Origin of the sequence: Streptomyces bohaiensis (assembly GCF_012033785.1) — a bacterium.
In the GTDB taxonomy this organism is placed as follows: Bacteria; Actinomycetota; Actinomycetes; order Streptomycetales; family Streptomycetaceae; genus Streptomyces; species Streptomyces bohaiensis.
Map to the genome: position 1 here is coordinate 1 of NZ_JAAVJC010000221.1, position 7,812 is coordinate 7,812.

The following is a 7,812-nucleotide window of genomic DNA, read 5'->3' on the forward strand; positions in this document are numbered from 1 at the left end:
GGCCCGTGGACCCCACGGGCCGGGGCGGCTCGGCCGTGTGCGGCGGGGCGGCCCGTCAGAGCCGGTGGCAGGCGCCGGCGGGGGTCGCGCCGCGGGTGTCGAGGAGCAGTTGCGCCTTGGCGGCGAGGCCGTGCAGGTCGTACACCCCGTGGTGCTGGAGCAGCAGGGTGAGGTCGGCGTCGGCGGCCGCCTCGTAGAGGCCGTGGGCGCGCGGGACGGCGCGGCCGGCCGGGCGGAAGTGGGCGACGTAGGGGTCGTGGAAGGTGAGTTCGGCCCCGAGGTCGCGCAGTCGCGCGGCGATCTCGCGGGCGGGCGCGCCCTCCTGGTCGGCGACATCCGGCTGGTAGGTGACGCCCAGCAGCAGCACGCGTGCGCCGCGCAGGGACTTGCCGTGCTCGTTGAGGAGGGTCGCGACCCGCTGGGTCACGTACCGCGGCATCCGCTCGTTGACCTCCTGTGCCAGTTCGACCATGCGGGGCGGGTGGCCGGGGATGCGTCGGGCGGTCGGCAGGCATCCGGGGTCGACCGGGACGCTGTGGCCGCCGATTCCCGGGCCCGGGCGGAAGACCGGGAATCCCGCGGGGTTGGCCTCGGCGCAGCGCAGCACGTCCCAGAGGTCGACGCCGAGGTCGTGGCAGAGCACCGCCATCTCGTTGACGAAGGCGGTGTTGACGTGCCGGAAGTTGGTCTCCAGGACCTTGACCGTCTCCGCCTCCTTGAGTCCGCGCGCCCGGACCGCCTTCTCGGCGAGGCGGCCGTAGAAGGCGACCGCCGCCTCGGTGCAGGCGGCGGTGAGTCCGCCGATGACGCGGGGCGTGGCGGCGGCGTCCCGCCGGGCGGCGTCGCCACGCGGGGCCTCGGCCCGGGACGGGTCGACCCGGGAGGGGGAGTAGGCGAGGTGGAAGTCGCGTCCGGCGCGCAGCCCCGAGCCCTCCTCCAGCAGCGGGCGGACCACCTCCTCGGTGGTCCCGGGGTAGACGGGGGTCTCCAGCACGACGAGGCTGTGCGGCCGGAGCCCGGGGGCGAGGGCGCGGGCGGCGGTGCGGACGCCGTCGAGGTCGAGGGTGCGGTCCGGGCCGAGCGGCGCCGCTTCGCAGATCAGCGCGGCCCGCACCCGGCTGAGGACGGCGGTGTCGCTGGTCGCGGTGAAGCCGACGGCGAGCATGCGGCGCAGCTCGGCGGCGCTGAGCGACCCCTCGACGGGCGGGCGCCCGGCGCGCAGTGCGGCTGCCTCGCCGGGATCGCTGGTGAAGCCGACGGTGACGACGGACTGGGCGGTGGCGGCCTGTGCGGCGGGGAGACCGAGGTGGCCCAGGCCGAGGATGGCGAGATCTGCGGGCATGTGGGGAGCCCCTTCCGCGATCGAATGCCACAAAGGATCGAATGCATCCAAAGTGAGTAACTGAGTGTCAGTTTAAGCTCCTATATGACAGATGGTCCGCATTGTTCGATGCGCGCGTTCCCCGGGCGCCCCGAGTGCCCCGTGCGCACCGCCGGTTCCGGGCGCGTGATCCGGCGGCGACGCGACGGCTCCGTCGAGCCCGGCCGGACGGCGCTCGCGGGCACTGGCTGAAACGGGCGAGCCGCTGTCCGTGGTGGTGTGTCCTGTTACCGTTCATCCGCCGGGGCAGCGCCGCGATCCGTGACGTACCCGGCGCGGCCGCGGCCCGCCCGCGCCGGGACGCGGAGTCACAGGGAGCCCCCACATGCCCGAACCCGAAGGCCCCGATCCGACGGCCCCCACCGTCGCCCTGGTCGACGACCATCCGGCGGTGCTCGCGGGTCTCGCCGCCTGGTACGCGGCGGCCGAGCCGCCGATCGAGGTGGTGGCCTCCGGCGCCGACCCCGCGGTCGTGCTCGACGGCCCCGGACGGCAGGCCGACGTGGTCGTGCTCGACCTCCAGCTGTCGCGCACCGGGCCCTCCTACGACGCCCTCCGGCAACTGGCCGAGGACGGCCGCGCCGTCATCGTCTACACCATGCTCGACAGCGCCGATGTGGCGCTGACCTCGCTCGATCTCGGCGCGTACACCTACCTCACCAAGGCCGAGGGCGACCGCCACCTGGTGGCCGCCACCCGCGCCGCCGCCCAGAACCTCCCCTACACCCCGCCCGCCCTCGCCGGCGCCTTCGGCAGCGACACCCGGCCGGGCCGCCCGGAGCTGGCACCGCGCGAGGTGGACGTGCTGCTGGAGTGGTTCCAGTGCGAGTCCAAGCGGATGGTGGCGCAGAGCCTGGGGCTCTCCGTCCACACGGTCGCCACCTACCTGGACCGGGTGCGGATCAAGTACGCCAACGCCGGGCGGCCGGCCCACACCAAGGCGCTGCTGGTCGCCCGCGCGCTCCAGGACGGGCTGGTCGCGCTCGAGGAGCTCTGACCGCGCCACCGTGACCTCGACGCGCTGGAACTCCTTGAGTTCGCTGTAGCCGGTCGTCGCCATCGCGCGACGCAGCGCGCCGAAGAAGTTCATGGAGCCGTCCGGGGTGTTGGACGGGCCGGTCAGCACCTCCTCCGTGCTGCCGACCGTGCCCAGGTGCACCTTCTTGCCGCGCGGCACGTCCTCGTGGACCGCCTCCATGCCCCAGTGGTGGCCGCGGCCGGGGGCGTCGGTGGCGCGGGCCAGCGGCGACCCCATCATGATGGCGTCGGCGCCGCACGCCACCGCCTTCGGAAGGTCGCCGGACCAACCGACACCGCCGTCGGCGATGACGTGGACGTACCGGCCGCCGGACTCGTCCAGGTAGTCGCGGCGCGCGGCCGCGACATCGGCCACAGCGGTCGCCATCGGCACCTGGATGCCGAGCACGTTGCGGGTGGTGTGGGCGGCGCCGCCGCCGAAGCCGACCAGCACGCCCGCCGCACCGGTACGCATCAGGTGCAGCGCCGCCGTGTAGGTCGCGCAGCCGCCGACGATGACCGGGACGTCGAGCTCGTAGATGAACTGCTTCAGGTTCAGCGGCTCGGCCGCGCCGGAGACGTGCTCCGCGGAGACCGTCGTGCCGCGGATGACGAAGATGTCCACCCCGGCGTCGACGACGGCCTTGGAGAACTGCGCGGTCCGCTGCGGGGAGAGCGCCGCGGCGGTGACGACACCGGCGTCGCGGACCTCCTTCAGCCTGCGGCCGATCAGCTCCTCCTGGATCGGCGCGGCGTAGATCTCCTGGAGGCGCTTGTTGGCGGCGTCCTCGTCCAGCTCCGTGATCTCCTGGAGCAGCGGCTCCGGGTCCTCGTAACGGGTCCACAGACCTTCGAGGTTGAGGACGCCCAGGCCGCCCATCTCGCCGATGCGGATCGCGGTGGCCGGCGAGACGACGGAGTCCATCGGCGCGGCCAGGAAGGGCAGCTCGAACCGGTAGGCGTCGATCTGCCAGGCGATCGAGACCTCCTTCGGGTCGCGGGTGCGCCGGCTGGGCACCACGGCGATGTCGTCGAACGCGTACGCCCGGCGGCCGCGCTTGCCGCGTCCGATCTCGATCTCAGTCACGTTGTGGAACCTTCCGTACGGTCTGCCGTCTGGGCCAGTATCCCCGACGCCCCGGCGGTGGGCCGGGGGCGGGGCGGGCGCGCCGCGGGCCCGGCGGCTGGTGCCGGCCGGGCCCGTGGGGATGACGCCGTGGACGGGCGGGTGCGGACCCGCCCGACGCGTCCGGGGGAAGTGCCCCGTCCGGCTCAGCGCCCCGCGTAGTTCGGGGCCTCGGTGGTCATCTGGATGTCGTGCGGGTGGCTCTCCTTGAGCCCGGCCGCGGTGATGCGGACGAACCGGCCGTCGCGCTTGATGTCCTCGACGGTGCGGCCACCGAGGTAGAACATCGACTGGTGGAGGCCGCCGACCAGCTGGTGCACCACCGAGGAGAGCGGCCCGCGGTAGGGGACCTGCCCCTCGATGCCCTCGGGGATCAGCTTCTCGTCGTCGTTGACGGCCTGCTGGAAGTAGCGGTCCTTGGAGTAGGAGCGGGACTCGCCGCGGGTCTGCATCGCGCCGAGCGAGCCCATGCCCCGGTAGGACTTGAACTGCTTGCCGTTGATGAAGCGCAGCTCGCCCGGGGACTCCTCGCAGCCGGCCAGCAGGCTGCCGAGCATCACGGTGTCGGCGCCGGCGACCAGCGCCTTGGCGATGTCACCGCTGTACTGGAGACCGCCGTCACCGATGACGGGCACCCCCGCCGGCCCGGCGGCCAGCGAGGCCTCGTGGATGGCGGTGATCTGCGGCACGCCCACACCGGCGACGACGCGGGTGGTGCAGATCGACCCCGGGCCGACGCCCACCTTGATGCCGTCCGCACCGGCGTCCACCAGCGCCTGCGCGGCGTCGCGCGTCGCCACGTTGCCGCCGACGACGTCGACGCCCGCGTGGTTGGCCTTGATCTTGGCGATCATGTCCGGGACCAGCTTGGAGTGGCCCTGCGCGATGTCGACGACGATGAAGTCGACCCCCGCCTCCACCAGCGCCTGGGCGCGCTCGTAGGAGTCGCCGGCCACACCGACGGCGGCACCGACGATGAGCCGGCCGTCGGCGTCCTTCGCCGCGCGCGGGTACTTCTCCGCCTTGACGAAGTCCTTGACGGTGATGAGGCCCTTGAGCATCCCCGCGCCGTCGACCAGCGGCAGCTTCTCGATCTTGTGGCGCCGCAGCAGCTCCATGGCGTCCTGGCCGGAAATCCCGACCTTCCCCGTGACCAGCGGCATCGGGGTCATGACCTCGCGGACCTGGCGGCTCCGGTCGGTCTCGAACGCCATGTCGCGGTTGGTGACGATGCCGAGCAGCTTGCCCGCCGCGTCGGTCACCGGGACACCGCTGATGCGGAACCGGCCGCACAGCTCGTCCGCCTCCTGGAGGCTGGCGTCCGGCCGGATGGTGATCGGATCGGTCACCATCCCGGACTCCGACCGCTTCACCCGGTCGACCTGCGCCGCCTGCTCCTGGATGGAGAGGTTGCGGTGCAGCACGCCCACGCCGCCCTGGCGGGCCATGGCGATCGCCATCCGGGCCTCGGTCACCTTGTCCATGGCGGCCGACAGCAGCGGGATGTTGACGCTGACGTTGCGGGAGACGCGGGAGCGGGTACTGATCTCCTCGGGCGTCATGTCGGCCGGGCCGGGGACCAGCAGCACATCGTCGTAGGTCAGCCCCAGTGTGGCGAACTTCCCCGGTACTCCGTCGACGTAATCCGTCATGACACCCTTCCAGCCCTCTTGCTCTGCCCTTCGCCCCATGGTAGTGCCTGGCTCTTCGCCTTCCGCCCGGCCGCAGGGGCCTGCCCGTGGCCCGCGCCCCGCCTCACGGCGGGGGCGCGTCACTCCCGACGGTGCCACGTGCACCGGCCGGCGCGGTAACCGGGGCCGCCGGACTCCCCCGGGACGGCCGGCGGGGGCGCCACGAAAGACGCCGCCGCGATGGTCGCGGCGGCGGGAGGAACGGGCCGGTCAGCCGTGGTCGGCCAGCTCGCGCAGCCGGTTGAGCGCGCGGTGCTGGGCGACGCGGACGGCCCCCGGGGACATGCCGAGCTGCTGCCCCGTCTCCTCGGCGGTCAGACCGACGGCGACGCGGAGCAGCACCAGGCGGCGCAGGTTGTCGGGGAGGTTGTCGAGCAGCTTCGCCGCCCACTCGGCGTCGCTGGTCAGCAGCGCCCGCTCCTCGGGGCCGAGCGAGTCGTCCGGGCGCTCCGGCATCTCGTCGGCGGAGACCACCGTCGAGGCCGGGTGGCGCATCGCCGCCCGCTGGAGATCGACGATCTTGTGCCGGGCGATGCCGACGACGAAGGCGTCGAACGGCCGCCCGGTGTCGCGGTAGTGCGGCAGCGCGCAGAGCACCGCCAGGCAGACCTCCTGCGCGAGGTCGTCGACGAAGTGCCGGGCGTCACCGGGAAGTCTGCTGAGCCGCGCCCGGCAGTAGCGCCGGGCCAGCGGGTGGACGTGCGCGAGCAGGTCGTGCGTGGCGCGGGGGTCGCCCTCCACCGCACGATGCACCAGGGCGCCGATCGCCGAGGAATCGTTGTCGCGCATCCCCCCATGGTGCCTTGCCGCCGCACCGGACGCCCCACCGCGGTCGGAGTTGTGCACCGACTCGTTACCGGACCCGGCCGGCGCGGCCTGTTCGACCTCGCGGACCGCGGCGGGCGCGGCCGCGGGGGCCGGGTCGGACCGCGGCATCGTCTCGTCCCCTGGGAGCGTCATGTCTCCAGCATGCGTCAGACGCGGAGTTTTCAGCCGCGAGGCCGCACGTCACCCCGCCGCGCGGCGCCGGGTGTCAGCGAACCAGCCCCCAGCGGAAGCCGAGCGCCACGGCGTGGGCACGGTCGGAGGCCCCGAGCTTCTTGAAGAGCCGGCGGGCGTGGGTCTTGACCGTGTCCTCGGAGAGGAACAGCTCCCGGCCGATCTCCGCGTTGGAGCGGCCGTGGCTCATACCCTCCAGGACCTGGATCTCCCGAGCGGTGAGCGTGGGGGCGGCCCCCATGTCCGAGGAGCGCAGCCGGCGCGGCGCGAGGCGCCAGGTCGGGTCGGCCAGCGCCTGGGTGACCGTGGCCCGCAGTTCGGCGCGGGAGGCGTCCTTGTGGAGGTAGCCGCGGGCGCCGGCGGCGACGGCGAGCGCCACGCCGTCGAGGTCCTCCGCGACGGTGAGCATGATGATGCGGGCGCCGGGGTCGGCGGAGAGCAGACGGCGGACCGTCTCGACACCGCCGAGGCCGGGCATCCGGACGTCCATCAGGATGAGGTCGGAGCGGTCCGCGCCCCAGCGCCGCAGCACCTCCTCACCGTTGGCCGCGGTGGTCACCCGCTCGACGCCGGGGACGGTGGCGACCGCCCGGCGGAGCGCCTCGCGGGCGAGCGGCGAGTCGTCGCAGACGAGGACGGACGTCATGAGCGGCCTCCGAAGCTGATGCGCATCCCTGGTACCTCCAGGCTGAGTTAAGTCGTCACCGGTGCGGGCGACGGGACTCGGACACCCGCCCGAGTGGTGGACTCCGCCATCCGCCTCGCCTTCTCAACGACGGTCACCCGAAAGAGTTACGGCTTCTTCGCCTGCCCTTCCGCCGCTCTTCCGGCCGCGACCGGCCGCTTCCCGCACAGCGGTGCCGAACCTCCCCGGCACCCCTCACCCACCGAGCACCACCCTATGTGACGACGCGGTGACCAATGTGGCGGCAGTGGCACAACACGCCGGAACGGCGGTTTTAACCCGTTTAGAGCTTCTTGGTTCCCTCACGAGTACATAAAGCTATATTCGGTTAGTAGTCATATTTACATCCACGTTCGTGGCTGTGACCACGTGATTGACCGGATACGCCCTGACACCGCAGAGCGCACGTATCTCGTTCGAGGGGAACCCCCATGGCAGATTTCTCCCGCCTCCCAGGCCCGAACGCCGACCTCTGGGACTGGCAGCTGCTCGCCGCCTGCCGCGGGGTGGACAGTTCGCTCTTCTTCCACCCGGAGGGCGAGCGCGGCGCCGCACGCAGTGCGCGCGAGGCCTCCGCGAAGGAGGTCTGCATGCGCTGCCCGGTCCGCTCCGAGTGCGCGGCGCACGCCTTGACCGTGCGCGAGCCGTACGGCGTCTGGGGCGGCCTGACGGAGGACGAGCGCGAGGAGCTGCTCGGTCGCGCCCGCCGCGGGCTGCCCGCCCGCGGTGATGCCGCCCCGCGCAGCGAGCCGCGGGAGGAGCGGCTGGAGGAGGCGGCCGACATCGGCCACGTCCTGCGCGCCGGCTGAACAGCCCCGCCGCCACCGCGCGGCACTCCAGGGGGGCGTCATCCTGTGCGGATCAGCGCTGTCGGTCATGCACGACCTGCTCGCGGGACAGCAGGCGCTGCGCG

Annotated in this window: 6 protein-coding genes and 1 pseudogene; 2 read left to right on the forward strand and 5 right to left on the reverse strand. The window is 73.1% G+C overall.

Annotation, left to right across the window (positions count from 1 at the left end):
- Positions 1-55: 55 nt before the first annotated feature.
- Positions 56-1,342 carry a nucleotide sugar dehydrogenase gene (locus HCN52_RS19050; protein WP_168089674.1) on the reverse strand — a complete coding sequence of 429 codons (1,287 nt, stop codon included), beginning with the start codon at positions 1,340-1,342 and terminating at the stop codon, positions 56-58.
- A gap of 364 nt (positions 1,343-1,706) precedes the next feature.
- Here HCN52_RS19050 and HCN52_RS19055 point away from each other — a divergent pair, with 364 nt between their 5' ends.
- Positions 1,707-2,378, forward strand: a complete 672-nt coding sequence (locus HCN52_RS19055) for a DNA-binding response regulator (RefSeq protein WP_168089676.1) — start codon at positions 1,707-1,709, stop codon at positions 2,376-2,378.
- On the opposite strand, the pseudogene HCN52_RS19060 reads toward HCN52_RS19055, so the two are convergent.
- The 4 genes and pseudogenes from HCN52_RS19060 to HCN52_RS19075 all read right to left on the reverse strand — a co-directional run.
- A pseudogene (locus HCN52_RS19060) lies at positions 2,376-3,485 on the reverse strand (GuaB3 family IMP dehydrogenase-related protein); the annotation flags it as partial. The gene HCN52_RS19055 and the pseudogene HCN52_RS19060 overlap by 3 nt on opposite strands.
- A gap of 185 nt (positions 3,486-3,670) precedes the next feature.
- Positions 3,671-5,176, reverse strand: a complete 1,506-nt coding sequence (gene guaB, locus HCN52_RS19065; RefSeq protein ID WP_168089675.1) for an IMP dehydrogenase — start codon at positions 5,174-5,176, stop codon at positions 3,671-3,673.
- Between the two features lie 249 nt (positions 5,177-5,425).
- Positions 5,426-6,004, reverse strand: coding sequence for an RNA polymerase sigma factor ShbA (gene shbA, locus HCN52_RS19070; protein WP_245175280.1), 579 nt, complete (start codon positions 6,002-6,004; stop codon positions 5,426-5,428).
- A 244-nt stretch (positions 6,005-6,248) separates the two neighbouring features.
- Positions 6,249-6,860 (reverse strand): response regulator transcription factor, encoded by a 612-nt coding sequence (locus tag HCN52_RS19075; protein WP_019431595.1) that lies wholly within the window; start codon positions 6,858-6,860, stop codon positions 6,249-6,251.
- 470 nt (positions 6,861-7,330) lie between these two features.
- Between HCN52_RS19075 and HCN52_RS19080 the strand changes: the two genes are divergently transcribed.
- Entirely contained in the window at positions 7,331-7,708 is a 378-nt protein-coding gene (locus tag HCN52_RS19080) for a WhiB family transcriptional regulator (protein WP_245175281.1), read from the forward strand.
- The last annotated feature ends 104 nt before the right edge of the window (positions 7,709-7,812 follow it).